Origin of the sequence: Actinoplanes sp. NBRC 101535 (assembly GCF_030269225.1) — a bacterium.
Taxonomy (GTDB): Bacteria; Actinomycetota; Actinomycetes; order Mycobacteriales; family Micromonosporaceae; genus Actinoplanes; species Actinoplanes rectilineatus.
The window spans coordinates 130,103-145,320 of sequence record NZ_BSSY01000001.1; the positions used below are offsets into that span (position 1 = coordinate 130,103).

Below are 15,218 nucleotides of genomic sequence, written 5' to 3' on the forward strand. Positions count from 1 at the left end.
CCGGCGCCTGGGGAAGGCGCCGGGACCGGTGATCACGCCGCGGGGCGGTAACCCGCCGGGCGGCTGGTGAACGTGCCCCGCCCGCTCGTGCGGCTCCGCAACAGGGTCGCGTAACCGAACAGGGCCGACAGCGGGACGATCGCGCTCACCGTGCGTACCCCGGAGTCCACGATCCGGCCGCGCCGCGCGGCGATGTCGCCGAGCACCGCGCCGATCGCGTCCGACGGGGCGTTCACGGTGACCTCGGCGACCGGCTCGAGCAACTGCAACGTCGCCGCACCCAGCGCGGCGCGCAGACCGAACCGGCCCGCCGCGCGGAACGCCATCTCGGACGAGTCCTTGACGTGCGTCTGGCCGTCGGTGAGCGTGACCCGCAGGCCGACCACCGGGTGGCCGCCGAGCGGTCCGGCCGCCAGCGTGTCCCGGCAGCCCTGTTCGACCGCGCGGACGAACTCGGCCGGCACGCGTCCGCCGGTCACCGTGGAGGCGAACTCGAAGCCTGTGCCGTCGATCGGCTCGACGTCCAGGACCACGTGCGCGAACTGGCCCGAACCTCCGTCCTGTTTGACGTGCCGGTAGACGAAACCGGTCACGCCGCCGACGACGGCTTCGCGGTGCGCCACCTGCGGACGGCCGGTGGTCACCTCCAGGCCGGTCGCCTGCCGTAGTTTCTCCACGGCTACCTCCAGATGCAGCTCGCCCAGTCCGGACAGCAGGGTCTGACCGGTTTCGGCGTCCGTGCGTACCCCCAGGGACGGATCTTCCGCGGCGAGCGCGGCCAGCGCACCCGGCAGGCGTTGCGCCTGGGCCCGGGTCTTCGCCTCGACCGCGACCGAGACCAGCGGTTCGGCGGTACGCGGCGCCTCCAGCTGCACCGGATGAGCCCGGCTGGAGAGGGTCGCGCCGATCACGGCGTGCTTCACCCCGGCGACCGCGACGATGTCCCCGGCGACGGCCCGGTCGACGTCGGTGTGCCGGTCGGCCTGCACCCGCAGGATGCGGGCGATCCGTTCGGTACGCCCGGCGCCCGCGTCCCACACGGTGTCCCCCTTCACGATCGTTCCCTGGTATATCCGCAGGTAGGCGAGGCGGTCCCGCCGTTTGAACACCAGCGCGGCGAGATCGCCCGCCGGGTCGCCGTCCGGCGCGGGGAGGTAGTCGACGACGGCGTCGAGCAGTTCCGTCACACCTCGGTCGCGGAAGGCCGAGCCGCACAGGACGATGACGGCCTCGCCGGAGAGCGTGAGGTCCCGAAGCGCCTTTTCCAAGGTTTCATCTGACATATCCGAAATCTCGGCTAAAGCAGCCAAGTGGCGCTCGGCCACCGACTCCTCCAGTGCGCGCCGGGCGTCCGCCACCGACGCCGGAGGCCGGTGCACCAGGTCGATCACGCCGCTGAAGTCGCCCTCACGGCCCACCGGCACCTGCACGACCAGCGGAACCACCTCGAGACGCTCCCGGATCGAGGCCACCGCCGCGTCCAGGTCGGCGCCCGGCCGGTCCATCTTGTTGACGAACGCGATGCGCGGCACGCCGTAGCGGTCCGCCTTGCGCCAGACCGTTTCCGACTGCGGCTCCACCCCGGCCACCGCATCGAAGACCGCCACCGCCCCGTCCAGGACGCGCAGCGAACGTTCGACCTCGTCGGAGAAGTCGACGTGACCGGGCGTGTCGATCAGATTCAGTCGGTGATCGCGCCAGTCGGTGCTGACCGCCGCCGCGAAGATGGTGATGCCACGATCCCGCTCCTGCTGGTCGAAGTCGGTCACGGTGGTGCCGGCGTCGACCCGCCCGGTCTTGTGGACGGCGCCGGTGGTGAACAGGATGCGCTCGGTCAGAGTGGTCTTGCCCGCGTCGACGTGGGCCAGGATGCCGAGATTGCGCGTGGTTGCCTGCATGATCGTTGCTTTCGAGGTGATCCGAAAAGTGGGCGGCGCCCGCCGAACCGCTCGATCGCGAGGATCAGATGCGGTCAGGCACGGCCAGCCCCGGTGGCGCAGCCGGGGCTGGGCGACGGGGACACGAGGATCAGCTCGAAACGCGACACGGGGATGACGACGGTCGTGCGGTAACGCATGACGTGTCTCCTCCCGGTCGCGGTGATGTGCGCCGACTCTAGAAGCCGGGCGCGCACGGTGTCGACCGAATATCGTCGATCGATGGCGGTCGTCATTCCGGTCTTGCTGATCATGGTGGCCTACCGCGTCTGGGTCCTCACCGGCCCGCGCCGCGCGCAGCCGATCGCCGGCCCGCTCACCGCCCTCCTCCTTCTCCTGCTCAGCGGTTCGCCGCCGGCTGAGGTGGGGCTCACCCTCACCGGTGGGGCGTACGCGGTGAGCGCGGTCGCGTCCGTCGCCGCCGGCTACGGGCTGGCGTGGCTGATCCCGGCCGGCCGTCGCGCCCTGGCCACCGGCCGGCGGTACCCGCGACCGGTACTGGCCGCGCTGGTCGGGGTGCCACTGTCCACCGTGATCTTCGAGGAGGTGGCGTTCCGGGGCGTGCTGTGGACCGTGCTCGCCGACGCCCACGGCCCCGGGTGGGCCACCGCGATCACCGCGCTCCTCTTCGGCATCTGGCACTTTTCACCCGAAGCGGGGTTCCGAAGGTCCCTCGGACCAGTGGCGTTCACCACCGTCGCCGGGGTGCTCCTGGCCCTGCTGCGGCACCTCTCCGGTGGGCTTCTGGCCCCCGTGCTCCTGCACTGGACCGCCAACGGCCTGGGCATTCTCGCCACCGCGGCGATCACGCGCCCCGGCCGGGACGCATCCGGTGAACGCCGCAACGGTCGGTGAAAGGGGCGGTGCGGCCCGGTCGGCCTGGCTAGGCTCACGACGAGGCGTCCGGTGTCTCGCCGAAGCCACGAGGGGGGAGTGGCGCGCCGCCCGGATGCTCCCTTTCTGACCTCTGTGCCGCGTGTGTCGCATACGCGGCCGTTCGGCGTTCCTACGCCACCAGCCTCGTCAGCTTCAGGAGATACGCAGTGAGCAGTCAACCCGTGGCGGCGCCGGCCAAGCTCGATGCCGCCGTCCTGAAGATCGCCGGGGTCGTCGTCCTCGGTGCGATCATGTCAATTCTCGACGTGACCGTCGTCAGCGTCGCACTCCCGAAATTCCAGGAGGTCTTCGACGCCTCGTACGCCGAGGTCGCCTGGACGATGACCGGCTACACCCTGGCCCTGGCCACAGTCATCCCACTGACCGGATGGGCCGCCGACCGGTTCGGGACGAAACGGCTCTACATGACCGCGCTCGTCCTGTTCACCATCGGCTCGGTGCTCTGCGCCACCGCGGACAGCATCAGCATGCTGATCGGATACCGCGTCCTGCAGGGCCTCGGCGGCGGCATGCTCATGCCCCTCGGCATGACGATCATGACCCGGGCCGCCGGACCCGACCGGATCGGCCGCCTGATGGCCGTCCTCGGCATCCCGATGCTGCTCGGCCCGATCGGCGGCCCGATCCTCGGCGGCTGGCTGATCGACGTACGCAGCTGGCACTGGATCTTCCTGATCAACCTGCCGGTCGGCCTCATCGCCCTGGTGTACGCCCAGATCGTCCTGCCGAAGGACAACCCGGAACCGTCCGAGTCGTTCGACTTCGTCGGCATGCTGATGCTCTCGCCCGGTCTGGCCCTCTTCCTGTACGGGGTGTCCTCCCTGCCGGAGACCGGCACCATGTCCGACAACAAGGTGTGGCTGCCGATGCTGGTCGGCGGCCTGCTGGTGATCGGCTTCGTGTTCTACTCGTTCAAGCCGAAACACCCGCTGCTCGACCTGCGACTACTCCGCAACCGCAACCTGAGCGTGGCATCGATCAGCCTGGCCGTGTTCACCGTCGCGTTCATGGGCGCCGGTCTGCTCTTCCCCAGCTACTTCCTGCAGGTACGCGGCGAGTCGACCCTCGACGCCGGCCTGCTGATGGCTCCCCAGGGCCTCGGCGCCATGGTCACCATGCCGATCGCGGGCATGCTCGCCGACAAGATCCCGGTCGGGCGTACGGTGCCGTTCGCGCTGCTCTTCATCGCGGCAGGCTTCTTCACCTTCACCCAGGTCGGCACGGACACCTCATACTGGCTGCTCTGCGGCTCCCTGTTCGTGATGGGCCTCGGCATGGGCGGCACCATGATGCCGATCATGACGTCGGCGCTGCGCACCCTCACCAACCACGAGGTGGCCCGCGGCTCGACCATCCTGAATATCCTGCAGCAGATCGCCGGCTCGATCGGCTCCGCCATCATGTCGGTGATCCTCACCGAACACCTCAACGACTCCGCGGTGGTGCCGGGCATCCCCGGCCCGGACGGGGCGCCCCTCACCGAGGCGGGCCTGGCGATCGCTTCGGTACGGGATCCGGCGGTAGCCCAGCAGATCCCGGACCCGAGCATCCTCGAACGGGGCCTGCAGTTCGTAGCCGACTCCTTCGGCGCAACCTTCATGATCGCCTTCGCCCTGGTGCTGCTGACCTTGATCCCGGCGTTCTTCCTGCCCCGCAAGCGCGAGGTGTCCCACCTGCTCGACGGAGAGGCAGCCGACCGCCCGGCCGCGATCCCGCTCCACTGACCCACCGTCGCGCCGCCGGTTCTCGGCTCCGACCAGAGAGCCGGCTCCCGGGGCGGTGGCCGCACCCGAAGTCGTCGCTCCGGGATGGCCGCGCCCGAAGCTGCTGTGTCGGACGGCTACCGCACCCGAAGTCGCAATCTTCGGGCCGGTAGGCGCACCCGACGTCGTTGTCCCGAGGGGTCGGTAGGCGAACCCGAAGTCGTTGTTCCGAGAGGTCGGTAGGCGCACCCGACGTCGCTGTTCCGAGAAGTCGTCAGGCGAACCCGAAGTCGCAGTCGTCAGGCCGGTGGGAGCACCCGAAGCTGCTTTGGGTGCGGTGACCCCTTTTGGGGGTCGGTGGCCGCGCCCGGTGTTGTGTTCGGGTGCGGTGGCCTGGCCTTTGAGGGCGGTGGCCGCACCGGGTGTCGTGTTCGGGTGCTGTGGCCCCCTTTGAGGGTGGTGACCGTGCCCGATGCGGTGATCGGGTGCGGTGGCCTGGCCTTTGAGGGCGGTGGCTGCGCCCGGTGTCGTGATCGGGTGCGGTGGCTGCCCTTCGACGGCGGTGGCCGCACCCGGTGTCGTGATCGGGTGCGCGTGCGGCGGCTGCTCGGCCTTTGCTTGGTTGTTGGTGGTGTGGCGGGTGGTGCTCGTCCGGGCGTTCCTGATGTCGCCGTCTCGGGCGGTAGGCGCACCCGACGCCGCAGCTGTCAGGGCGGTGGCCGTGCCCAGTGTCGTGATCGGGTGCGGTGGCCCCCTTCGAAGGTGGTGGCTGCGCCCGCTGTTGTGTTCGGGTGCGGTGGCCTGGCCTTTGAGGGCGGTGGCTGCGCCCGGTGTCGTGTTCGGGTGCGGTGGCCCCCCTCGGAGGCGGTGGCTGCGCCCGATGTCGTGATCGGGTGCTGTGGCCTGCCATTGGAGGGTGGTGGCGGTGCCCGGTGTTGTATTCGGGTGCGGTGGCCTGGCCGTGTGAGCGCGGGTTCGGGCGCTTTTGATGGGAAACGCCAGTGCTACTCGGGTCGCTTGCTGTTGCTGTTGCTGTTGCTGTTGCTGTTGCTGTTCGAGCTTCGCGTATCTGTTTCGAGAGCTGTCGTGCTGTTTAGGGTGGTGGGTGCACCCGATCATGGGTTTGGGGACGGGTGCACCCCCTTTGAAGGCGGTGAGCGCACCCGATCACGACACCGGGTGCGCTCACCGCCTTGGCCGGCTCTCCTTGGGCGGTGACCCCTTGTCCGCTCTCGAGCAGGCCCTGGCGGTGCGGCGTGCCGGCCCCAGCCTGGCTGGCCCCAGCCTGGCTGGCCCCAGCCTGGCTGGCCCCAGCCTGGCTGGCCCCAGCCTGGCTGGCCCCAGCCTGGCTGGCCCCAGCCTGGCCGGCCCCAGCCTGGCCGGCGACGAGGTGGCCGGCGACGAGGTGGCCCGGCTCGCGGTCGACGGCGCTGTTCCGGCCCTGATCGTCGCCTGTCAGCCGATGCCCACCACGCGTGCCCAGGCCGGCGGCGGCGTGTCGTAGTCGTGTTTGCGGCGGAACAGTCCCACGACCGTGCGGCAGTTCGGTTTGCGGGACGGCCAGGGTGTCTGTCCGTCGGTCAACGCCACCACCACGTCCGGCCGGGGCGTCGCCGACATGGCGCGGGTGAACCCGTCCCGCAGGTCGGTGCCGCCGCCCCCGATCAGTGTGATCCCCTGATCCTGACAGAGGGGTTCGGCGACCCGTGCCGCCGCGTCGCAGGAGATCACGCTGACCAGGTCGCGGCGGCCGCCCAGGGCTTTGCCGATCGCCGCCACTTCGAGGAGGGCGCTGCCCAGTTCGGTGTCGCTGACCGAACCCGACGTGTCGATCACGACGGTGACGCGGGGCGGGCGCCGGCGCAGGCTGGGCAGGATCACGCCGGGCAGGGCGGCCGAGCGCCGGGCCGGCCGGCTGTACACGTAGTCGTCGCCCGCACCGGATGCCGAGACCGCTGACCGGACCGCGGCGCCGAGCAGGTCGCGCCATGGCTGCGGCGGGTGGAAGGCCTGTTCCGCCCAGCGCCGCCAGCCCTGCGGGATGTCGCCCGGGCTGCCGGTGATGCCTTCGGCGACGCGGAAGCGGACTCCGTCGCGTTCCTGTTCGCTGAGCCCGTGCGCGCCGTCCGGTCCGAGATCCCATGGCCGGTCCAGGCCGTCGGCGCCGCTGCCGCAGTCCAGCCAGATCAGGTTGCGCAGGTAGAGGCCCGGAATGTGGAAGAGGTAGTCCTCCATCAGGAGGTCCTGCGGCAGCCGGAGATCGCCGGGCATGACAACGCCGGTGGGGCGGGGCAGGCCGTCGCCGTACACATCGTCGTTGATCTCGAAGTCGGCGGCGACGTTGACCTTGAGGCGCTGGTGGCGTTCCGGGAGGCGGTCGCCGCGGCCGTGGTGGTCGCGCAGCAGGTGGGAGACTTCGTGGACCCAGACGGAGGCCAGTTCCGCCAGTGGGGTGCGGGCCACGAACCGCGCTGAAACGTAGCACCGCCAGTGCCGGTCGACGGCCATCGTCGACACCGCACGGGATTCCACCGGATGCATGGCGAACAGCGCCGTGGCCAGGTAGGGGCGGCGGCGTACGGCGTACAGGCGGGCGGCGAAGAGTTTGTCGCGGTCGAGTGTCGTCATCGGGCCCGCCGGGAGAGGGCCAGGGCCGGGGAGAGCCGTTCGATCGCGGCGGGAACCTCCCAGTCGTCGCGGCGCAGTGTGGACAGGGTGGTCGCGGGCACCACCAGCAGGTCGGGCGCACCGGTCTCCAGGGCGCGGACCAGCAGACGCCAGGCCGCCTCCCAGCGGTCGCGGGCCGGGTCGGCGCGGACCGCCGCGACCACCCCGTCGAGTGCGGCCTGCCGCAGGTCGCCGCGTTCCGGCAGCACGGCGTTCTCCGGGTCGGCGAGCAGGCTCTCCGGGTCGGGCAGGTCCATCCGGTCCAGGGCGGCCAGTAGTTCCAGTCCGGGTCCGTCACCGACGGCGCCGCGGACCAGCATGGACAGCGCGTCCCGGGAGGCGTTCGCGGCGGTGGCGAAGGCGACCAAACGTACCGTCATGTCCCAGCTGCGCGGCGACGGCCAGGGACCGCCGCGGTTCGCCTCGTCCTTGGGCATCCGGTGCACCAGGGTGGGCCGGGCGTCGAGGAAACCGCAGACCAGTCGCCGGGCCTGGGCCACCGCGTCCGGCATGCGGTTCGCGGCGAGGCGGGGCAGGGACGCCCGGGGCCACACGCCGCCGAGTCCGCGGACCACTACGTCGTGTTCGTATCCCCATTGCAGGTGCACGAACCGGTTGGCCAGCGGCGCGCTCAGTTCCCAGCCGTCGGCGGCGGATCCGCGCGGGTTCGCGGCGGCCACGATCCGTACTCCGGGCGGCAGTTGCAGGGCACCCACCCGGCGTTCCAGCACCACACGCAGTAGTGCGGCCTGTACGGCCGGCGGCGCGGTGGAGATCTCGTCGAGGAAGAGCAGGCCGTGTCCGGCGCGGCTCAGGTGCACCGCCCAGTCCGGCGGCGCCATCGGCACGCCCTGCGTCTGCGGGTCGTCGCCCACCACCGGCAGCCCGGCGAAGTCCGACGGTTCGTGCACGCTGGCGATCACCGTCGTCAGCGGCAGGCCGAGCGACGCGGCGAGATGCCGCAGCGTAGCGGTCTTGCCGATGCCCGGTTCACCCCAGAGCAACACCGGAAGGTCGGCGCTGACCGCCAGGGCGAGCGCTTCGAGCTGCTTGTCGGGCCGGGCTTCGGTCACCGTGTCGTCGAGGAGGGCCAACAGCGTCGATGCAAGATCCAAAGTCAAATTCAACACCCTTTTCGTGTACGCGTCCGGGCAGTGCGGAAAGGTCGGGGTTCGTTGCGTGGCAGCCGCGCGACAGGGCGCGGCGCAGGGCCGTTACGCGGGTTCCGGCGGTGGCGGGTGGTCCCGCCCGATGTCGACCGGCCGGTCAGGAGTAGTAGCCGTAGCCCAGGTGGTGGTTGTTGCGCTCGTGGTAGAGCCGCTGCCGCCGACGGGTGTGCCGGGGGTCGCGCAGTGGCGGCAGCGGCACGATCCCGGCCATGCCGCTGCGGAACAGTCCGTGCGCGATCAGCCGGTCGGCGGCCGTCGTCAGCTCCGCCAGCAACTCGTCGCCGGCTGCCCGGGCGGCCGGCCCGACCAGGTCGTCGAGGACCGCCATCGCCCCGGCATGGTCACCGTGGTCGAGCCGTCCGCGGATGTGGTCGAGGAACTCCTCGTCCCGGGTGGCCTCGTCGATGGCGCGCAGGCAGGCGAGCGGCGGTCCGCCGAAGGCCGCCAGCAACTCTTCGCGTTGCAGCTCAGCGTCGGTGTGGTCGAGCGGTGTCAGCACCCCGTCCACCATGCCGAGCCGATGCTGCGTACCCCGGCAGTCCACTGTCCGCAGAGGCGCCCGGCGTTGTCGCGGGGCCCGGCGCCCAGGTGTCAGCGCCTGCGCCACCAGCGGGTGCAGGTCACCGGCGTCGATCAGTCCGGCGGCCAGCAGTTCCACGTCGGGTGGCATCCAGGTGGCGGCCCAGGGCAGCACCGGAACCGGCTCCGGACTTCGCCGGTCCACCCATCGGAGCCGCCAGTCGCCGGTGGACCGGTCCAGGAGGAGTCGCCGTCGCCCGCCGAGCCGGATCAGGACGGCGTCTGCGGGGTCGGCATCCAGGAGCAGCGCTGCCTCGTCCGGCCACCGGTGCGCGGCGGCGTTTCCGGGCAGCGACCGAGCCCCGGCTGTGGTGTCCGCGGGTGTCCAGGTGCCGGCCCCGCATCGGTTCGCGAGGTCACCGGCCCGGCGCGCGTCCCAGAGGTGCCGGTGCAGGTCGAGCCGGAACCGGGGTTCGGGACGGGGACTCCCGTCGCCGGGGTCCCACAGTGCCAGGCTGATCCGCTGCCCCGCGTCGGCCCATCCCGGGGCCGTCCGCGCCACCAGGTGTGACGTCGCGTAGCGCGCCAGCGTGATGGTGGTGCCGGGCCGGAGCAGGCCGTCCCGGGTGTTCCGGGGCAGGTGCCATCGCAGCAGGTCGGGGGCGAGATGTCGGAGGTCGTCGCGGATCCGTTGGGCCGTCTCGCGACCACGGGACCCGGCCATCGACCGGTAGGGGAGATCGACGTCCACGCGGGCGGCGGCACAGGCCCCGGCCCAGTCACCCGCGGCGCGGCGGGCGGTGGCGGTCTCGATCATGGTGGGCGGCACGGCGAACTCGCGTGTGCGCCGCCAGCTGGACAGACGGTTGTCGTCCCTCGTCCTCAGCGAGTGCATCAGCACTCACCTTGCACGAAGACGACCCCCGATCGTGAAGAGGTGGTGTTCATCGCCGAGGACAGTACATGCCGGCCGCCCGGTTGTCAGCCGGTCTGTATGGCGACGCCCGGGCGGCCGGGCTCGGAGCGGCCGGGCTCGGAGCGGCCGGGCTCGGAGCGGCCGGGCTCGGAGCGGCCGGGCTCGGAGCGGCCGGGTGACGCCTTCGGGGGAGAAATGTAATCCTTTCCAGTCACCGGCACGGCGGTGGACCCGTGAATGAATGCGCGGAAATGCTCACTCCGAGACCATGGAATGGCGAATCAACGTCACTTATCCGGTCCGATTTGTCAGCATAAGACACGTTCGTGACGAGTTTCTTGATCGTTTCCCGGTGATGTCCCGGTCATTTCGGGGGCCGAGGGCGTAGATCCGGCAGACCTGAATCAGTCGATCGGCTACGGCTATGTGCGAAGAGTGTGTCCTACCGTTACGTTGAGTACGTGCCCCGATGGTGACGCCCATTGGCACGAATTGGTGCTGAACTGGGGGAGCGCCCGTTCTTCCGGATCATCGAGAGATCAAGAAAAGGCTCGTCGCCCCGCCGTCGCCGGAATGGACACGGGGCGCTAGAAAGATATGTGCATCCAGCGTTCCTGACAGGTCGACGATCCGGCCGGCGCCGGCGTCCATCAGCGAGGGTGGTGTGATGATCCGGGTCGTCGTGGTGAGAGACGAGGGATACTTCGGTGTCCCGGTGCGTGCGTTCCTCGAGACCGAGCCGGACATGCACTATGTCGACACGCTGCCGATCGGTGGTGATCTGGCGCCGCGTGCCGCTCAGTTGTGGCCCGCGGTCGTCGTCATCGACACGCAGTACATGGTCAGTCAGGTGCTGCCGATCGCCGACGAGTTGCACGGTGCGATCCCGTCCTGCTCGATGCTGCTGCTCTGCGACCCGTCGAAACGGGGCATGCTCCCACCCCGGCGGTGGAACGGCGGTCTCAACTTCCTGCTCAAGGATTCCTCCCCGGCCATGCTCGCGGACGCGGTGCGCCGGCTGGCCCGCGGCGAGCGGGTGGTCTCGCCGATGCTGCAGGCCGCGTCGCTCAACACCGACCGTGGGCTGAGCACGCGGGAGCTCGAGGTTCTCGGACTCGCGGCGGAGGGCGAGTCCGTGAAGGAGATCGCGGGACGGCTCTACCTGTCCGGCGGAACGGTCCGCAACTACCTGTCCGCGATCATCACGAAGACCGGTGCGCGGAACCGTCTGGACGCTATCCGCATCGCCCGGAAGGAGGGCTGGCTGCGCTGACCGCCGGGTAGCGTGGGAACGGATGCCAGCACACCAGATCGTCATTCCGGCCCTGCCCACCATGCCGTTGCTGGGCGTCCTCGCGATGGTCGTGACGTGCGCCTGGTTGCACGGCCGGGGCCTGCTGTCGGCACCGCGGGTGGCGGCCGGCTGGTTCGCCGGGTGGTACGCGGTGGCCGTCGCCGGAGCCACGATGCTCCCGATGCCGCTCACCTGGGGCAGTGGCACCGGCGGCCCGGAGTTGTTCCGGTTCCTGCTGTTGCCGGTGCTCGACATGCGACCGATGGATTTCGTGCTCAACACCGTGATGATGCTGCCGCTGGGCACGGTGCTGCACACCGTCTTCGGTGTCCGCGGCCGACGCCGGGTGGTGCTCACCGGTTTCCTGGTCAGTCTCACCATCGAACTGACGCAGGCGTTCCTGATCCTCACTCTGCACGGCAACCGGTGGGCCGACGTGAACGACCTGATGTCGAACACGCTCGGCACGTTCCTGGGTTATCTGGTGTTCCAGCGGCTCATGCGTTCCGCACGTTTCCACCGGGCAGTGGAATCCTGTTCTTTCCCGCGATCCGCCCGCGAAACGTCAGCAGCGGTGCGATGACCCGGCGGCGGCCGGGCCGTTCGGTGATCCGTTCGTAGATCCGGCCGACCGAGGCGGCCAGGTGGTCGGCGCCGTACCGGGAGCTCACGGTCCGGGCCGGGAGCCGGGCGCCGCGCCGTTCGGTCAGGCAGAGCAGTTCGGCGCGCAGGGCACGGGGCAGCGATTCGCGGTCGCGGCCGGCCAGCCGGTGGGTGCCGCGGACCGGGGCGCGGCGGGCGGCCCGGTCCTCCAGCGGCGGGCATGCGGCGTACAGGGCGGGCAGGCCCGCGGCGACCGCCTCCAGGGTGGCCACCCCGAAACTCTCCTGGCCGGGGGAGACGAACACGTCCATCGCGCAGAGCATCTCCCGGGCATGCCCGACCGCCCCGGTGAAGCGGACCCGGTCGGCGACGCCCTCGATGTCGGCGAGGCGTTCCAGGGCGGTCCGGGCCGGCCCGTCGCCGACCAGCAGCAGGGTCGCCCCGGGAACCTCGCCGACCGCGCGGATCAGCAGGTCGAAACGTTTGCCGGGTTCGAGGCGGCCGATGCCGCCGACCACCGGTTCGCCGGGGGCGATGCCGAGCCGCCCGCGGGTGGCGGCGCGCAGGGCGGGGTCGAAGCCGAACTCGCCGGTGTCGATCGCCTTCGGGATCATCGCGATCCGGGAGCGGGGCACTCCCCAGGAGGTCAGCCGTCCGGCGATGGCCGGCGAGGCGGCGATGGTGACCTGGCCGAGGCGTTCGCCGGTGAGATAGAGGGCGCGGCGCCGCGACGAGACGAGTTCGCTGCCCAGGTGGTGTTCGGTGGCGACGACGTGCGGGACGCCGGCCATCCGGGCGGCGATCCGGCCCTGCACGCCGGCTCGGAACAGGTGGGTGTGCACCACGTCGTACCGGCCGTCGATCATCAGGCGGCGCAGCCGGCCGATGGCGGCCGGGTCGTGGTCGCAGTGGCTGTGCAGCCGGTGCACCGGTATGCCGTCGCCGGCCAGCGTCAACGGGACCGGTGACGGTCCGAGCGTGACGATCTCACTGTCGTACGGCAGCCGGCGCACGAGCAGACGCACCTGGTGCCCGGCCCCATCCGGTCCCAGTGTGCTGATGACATGCAGGACCCTCATCCCGTCCCCCGGTCGCATTGTCGACAGAACGCTTGCGACACCGCTGGGAAAGACGCTGCCGGAATATTCGGCCCAGCGGAAGTCCCAGATGTCACGCCTAATATGAGAACGATTCGCCGACGCCGTGACATCATCCGCCGAATGGCTGGTCCGGGAAGCCCGAAAGGGTGCCCGTTGAACGTCGATCGGTAAATGTGAGCAACTCTCACGTAGCCCGTGACAATTGCTACTGTAATCAACCCTCGGTGACTGGAACCCTGAGAATTAACTGAGGGCCGAAACGCATTTCCGAATGCTGGGAATCAATTTTCACGGCCCGTTTTCCATGATGCCCGATTTCATGACGACGATCACCGCGCGACGGGTCCGCGGCCGGCTGCGCCGGCATCGTACGAGGGGGATTCCATGCAGGTACGGCGATCAACGCCGGGCGCCTCGGCGCCCGGCGACGCGATCTCAGACGGTTGGCGGCGCCGGGGCGGGACCCCGGCGCCCTGGTTCCTGAACGCCCTGCGCGGCCGGGCGGCCCGGGCCGCCACCGACGCCGCGGCACTCGCCGCGGCACTGCTCATCGCCACACTGCTGCGGCACGACGGCCATGTCGAGAACATCGACTTCCCCGGCCTGCTGGTGCTCGCCACAGCGGCCGCGATGGTGCACACCGCCGCCGGCATCCGGTTCGGCCTCTACACCGGCCGCTGGTCGTACGGTTGCTTCGAGGAGATCGCCGCGCTGGTGAAGACCGCCGCGGTCACCACTCCGGTGCTGTTCCTGCTGGACACCCTGTTCGGTCGGCTGGTACCCCGCTCGGCGATCATCGCGGCCGGGCTGATCTGCCTGGTCCTGACGGCCGGCGTCCGCTACACGGTCCGCTCGTTGCAGGACAGCCGCCTGCGCCCGGCGAAGCCCGGCACCCGGGTCGTGGTGATGGGCGCCGGTGAGGGCGCCACCCAGGTCATCCGGGCGATGCTGCGCAGCCCGTCCAGCCCGTACGTCCCGGTCGCCCTGCTCGACGACGACCCGGCCAAACGGTCCCTGCAGATCATGGGTGTGCCGGTGGCCGGCACCCGTGCGGCGATGGCCGACGTGGTCCGCCGGTTCAGCGCCGACGCCGTGGTCATCGCCATCCCCAGTGCCAGCGCCGACCTGATCCGCGGCCTGACCGAACTGGCCCAGCCGCTCAACGTCGACCTCAAGGTCGTCCCGCCGGTGGTCGAACTGTTCGGCCGCACCATGCGGGTCGAGGACATCCGCCCGGTCAGCCACGAGGACCTGCTCGGGCGCCGCGAGGTCGGCATCGACCTGGCGGCCGTCGCGGGTTACCTCGAGGGCCGGCGGGTGCTGGTCACCGGGGCCGGCGGCTCGATCGGCTCGGAACTGTGCCGCCAGGTCGCCCGCTTCAACCCGGCCAAACTGATCATGCTGGACCGCGACGAGTCCGGCCTGCACGCGGTGCAGCTGTCCCTGGACGGCAAGGGCATGCTCGACGACCGCAACCTGGTCGTCGCCGACATCCGCGACCAGCAGCGCCTCGACGAGGTGTTCGACGAGCACCGCCCGCACGTGGTGTTCCACGCCGCCGCTCTCAAGCACCTGCCGCTGCTGGAGATGCACCCGTCCGAGGCGCTCAAGACCAACATCATCGGCACGTACCAGATCCTGCAGACCGCGATGCGGCACAACGTCGACCGCCTCGTCAACATCTCCACCGACAAGGCCGCGGCTCCGTGCAGCGTCCTGGGGTACTCCAAGCGGATCACCGAGCGGCTCACCGCGGCCGCCGACACCGCCGCCACCGGCACCTTCTGCAGCGTCCGCTTCGGCAACGTGCTCGGCAGCCGCGGCTCGGTGCTCACCGCCTTCGCCGCGCAGGTCGAGGCCGGCGGGCCGATCACGGTCACCGACCCGGAGGTCAACCGGTACTTCATGACCGTGCAGGAGGCGGTCCGGCTGGTGATCCAGGCGGGCGCGCTGGAGAGCCGGGGCGAGGTGCTGGTCCTGGACATGGGCGAGCCGGTCCGGATCGCCGACGTGGCCCGGCGCATCGCCGACGCCGCCGACCAGCACATCCAGATCGTCTACACCGGACTGCGCCCGGGCGAGAAACTCGCCGAGGTGCTGCTCGGGCCGGACGAGCCGGACCACCGGCCGAACCACCCGCTGATCTCGCAGGCGCCGGTGCCGCCGCTGGACGGGGCCGTGCTGTCGCTGCTCGACCCGTCGGTACCCCGGGCCGACCTGATCGCCGTCCTGCGGTGGCTCGCGATGAGTCCCGCGCTCCCCGGCGTACAGAAGAAGCCCCTGACCGAATGGCACCGGCCCGCGCCGCGCGGCAAACAGCGCCGGCCCGAGGTGGCCGCGGTGCCGGAAGGCAGCAAGTGACCCGATCGAAACGGGCCCGCAAGGCCCGCAGAGTGATGAAGGAGAGCACCCC

At 70.7% G+C, this 15,218-nt stretch carries 10 protein-coding genes; 5 read left to right on the top strand and 5 right to left on the bottom strand.

The window, feature by feature from the left end; translation table 11 throughout:
• Nucleotides 1-32: 32 nt before the first annotated feature.
• Nucleotides 33-1,898 (bottom strand): elongation factor G, encoded by a 1,866-nt coding sequence (locus QSK32_RS00605; protein ID WP_285470922.1) that lies wholly within the window; start codon nucleotides 1,896-1,898, stop codon nucleotides 33-35.
• 261 nt (nucleotides 1,899-2,159) lie between these two features.
• Between QSK32_RS00605 and QSK32_RS00610 the strand changes: the two genes are divergently transcribed.
• Both QSK32_RS00610 and QSK32_RS00615 read left to right on the top strand, forming a co-directional pair.
• Nucleotides 2,160-2,792, top strand: a complete 633-nt coding sequence (locus tag QSK32_RS00610) for a CPBP family intramembrane glutamic endopeptidase (RefSeq protein WP_285470923.1) — start codon at nucleotides 2,160-2,162, stop codon at nucleotides 2,790-2,792.
• A 188-nt stretch (nucleotides 2,793-2,980) separates the two neighbouring features.
• Nucleotides 2,981-4,558, top strand: a complete 1,578-nt coding sequence (locus tag QSK32_RS00615; protein ID WP_045742140.1) for a DHA2 family efflux MFS transporter permease subunit — start codon at nucleotides 2,981-2,983, stop codon at nucleotides 4,556-4,558.
• Nucleotides 4,559-5,992: 1,434 nt separating this feature from the next.
• On the opposite strand, the gene QSK32_RS00620 is transcribed toward QSK32_RS00615, so the two are convergent.
• The 3 genes from QSK32_RS00620 to QSK32_RS00630 form a co-directional block, all read right to left on the bottom strand.
• The gene (locus QSK32_RS00620) at nucleotides 5,993-7,165 is read right to left on the bottom strand and encodes a vWA domain-containing protein (RefSeq protein ID WP_285470924.1); all 1,173 of its coding nucleotides are present in this window, start codon (nucleotides 7,163-7,165) and stop codon (nucleotides 5,993-5,995) included.
• On the bottom strand, nucleotides 7,162-8,325 hold the full coding sequence (locus tag QSK32_RS00625) for an AAA family ATPase (protein WP_285470925.1): 1,164 nt from the start codon (nucleotides 8,323-8,325) through the stop codon (nucleotides 7,162-7,164). Before QSK32_RS00625 ends, QSK32_RS00620 begins: the two co-directional genes overlap by 4 nt.
• A gap of 145 nt (nucleotides 8,326-8,470) precedes the next feature.
• The gene (locus QSK32_RS00630; protein WP_285470926.1) at nucleotides 8,471-9,787 is read right to left on the bottom strand and encodes a hypothetical protein; all 1,317 of its coding nucleotides are present in this window, start codon (nucleotides 9,785-9,787) and stop codon (nucleotides 8,471-8,473) included.
• Nucleotides 9,788-10,475: 688 nt separating this feature from the next.
• On the opposite strand from QSK32_RS00630, the gene QSK32_RS00635 reads away from it, so the two are divergent.
• Nucleotides 10,476-11,081 carry a response regulator transcription factor gene (locus QSK32_RS00635; protein ID WP_045742231.1) on the top strand — a complete coding sequence of 202 codons (606 nt, stop codon included), beginning with the start codon at nucleotides 10,476-10,478 and terminating at the stop codon, nucleotides 11,079-11,081.
• 22 nt (nucleotides 11,082-11,103) lie between these two features.
• Nucleotides 11,104-11,685 carry a VanZ family protein gene (locus tag QSK32_RS00640; protein ID WP_285470927.1) on the top strand — a complete coding sequence of 194 codons (582 nt, stop codon included), beginning with the start codon at nucleotides 11,104-11,106 and terminating at the stop codon, nucleotides 11,683-11,685.
• Here QSK32_RS00640 and QSK32_RS00645 read toward each other — a convergent pair.
• Nucleotides 11,600-12,784: a glycosyltransferase gene (locus tag QSK32_RS00645; RefSeq protein ID WP_045742136.1), complete on the bottom strand. Its 1,185-nt coding sequence runs from the start codon at nucleotides 12,782-12,784 to the stop codon at nucleotides 11,600-11,602. The genes QSK32_RS00640 and QSK32_RS00645 overlap by 86 nt on opposite strands.
• Before the next feature lie 405 nt (nucleotides 12,785-13,189).
• On the opposite strand from QSK32_RS00645, the gene QSK32_RS00650 reads away from it, so the two are divergent.
• Nucleotides 13,190-15,166, top strand: coding sequence for a nucleoside-diphosphate sugar epimerase/dehydratase (locus QSK32_RS00650; RefSeq protein ID WP_063775505.1), 1,977 nt, complete (start codon nucleotides 13,190-13,192; stop codon nucleotides 15,164-15,166).
• Nucleotides 15,167-15,218: the final 52 nt, after the last annotated feature.